The organism is Mesorhizobium sp. Cs1321R2N1 (genome assembly GCF_037179725.1).
GTDB lineage: Bacteria > Pseudomonadota > Alphaproteobacteria > Rhizobiales > Rhizobiaceae > Mesorhizobium > Mesorhizobium salmacidum.
In genome coordinates, this window is sequence record NZ_JAPYKP010000319.1 from 1 (window position 1) to 1,049 (window position 1,049).

General features: G+C 60.5%; 1 protein-coding gene. It reads right to left on the reverse strand.

Annotated elements, in window-relative coordinates; genetic code table 11:
- Positions 1 to 15: 15 nt before the first annotated feature.
- Positions 16 to 959, reverse strand: a protein-coding gene (locus O7A61_RS32280; protein WP_442921142.1) for an IS630 family transposase whose coding sequence is annotated in 2 segments (ribosomal slippage) — positions 16 to 627 and positions 630 to 959 — 942 coding nt in all. Because the reading frame shifts where the segments join, the coding sequence is not laid out codon by codon here.
- Positions 960 to 1,049: the final 90 nt, after the last annotated feature.

The window sequence follows — 1,049 nt, forward strand, 5'->3', positions numbered from 1 at the left end:
TAGAGCGTGATGAGATTAGTTTCGGTCATAGCCGGAGTTTTCGAAGTAGTGTGAGCATTCTGTCGGTGTGATGCGGTTGAGAATTTGGCCGATCGCGTCGCAGACGGTTTGGACGGTGCGGCTTGCTGCCTTTCTCAGCCAGTGCTTGAGCTTTGAAAAGAGCTGTTCGATCGGATTGAGATCGGGTGAGTATTTCGGCAGGAAGAAGAGCCTGGCGCCGGCGGCGCGTATGGCGCGGCGCACCGCCTTGCCTTTGTGCGAGCCGAGATTGTCCATGATGACGATGTCGCCCGGCTGGAGGGTCGGCGCCAGAACCTTCTCGACATAGAGAAGAAATCTCTCGCCGTTGATCGGTCCGTCGATCAGCCAGGGCGCCTCGACGCGATCGTGGCGCAGCGCGGCCAGAAAGGTCATGGTCTTCCAGTGGCCATGCGGCACTTTGGCCTTGATGCGCTGTCCAACCGGCGCCCAGCCCCTGAGCGGCGACATGTTGGTCTTGGTCCAGGTCTCGTCAATGAAGACCAGTCGCGTGGGATCGATCCGGCCCCGATACTTCGCCCACTGCATGCGCCGTCGCGCGATATCGGGACGATCCTGCTCGACGGCGATCAGCGTCTTTTTTTGTGACTGAGCTTCTCGGCATGCACGAACTCCCACACCGAACGGTAGTCGACCTTCAGACCGCGCTCGCCAAGTTCGGCCACAAGGCCGCGCAAGGTGAAGTCCCTGTCGTGACAGCGCTCGATCAGCCAGTCGCGCCACGCTCCCGACAGCTTCTTCGGTTTGTAGCCGCCGACCTGGCGAGGCGCAGCGCTGCCAGTCTTTTCGACGCGCTTAAGCCACGCGATGGCCGCGCTATAGCTGACGCCAAATCGAGCCGCCGCCGCGCGGCGCGAGAGCCCTTCCGTCTTGACCGCGGCGACAACCCGCTCGCGAAGATCCATCGAATACCCTGCCATCCATGCTGGCCTCCTCCCAGCATGCATGTTGAATCAGAACGGCGATGATTTGGGAATCCCACGACTCTTATAAATTTCATCCCGCTCTAG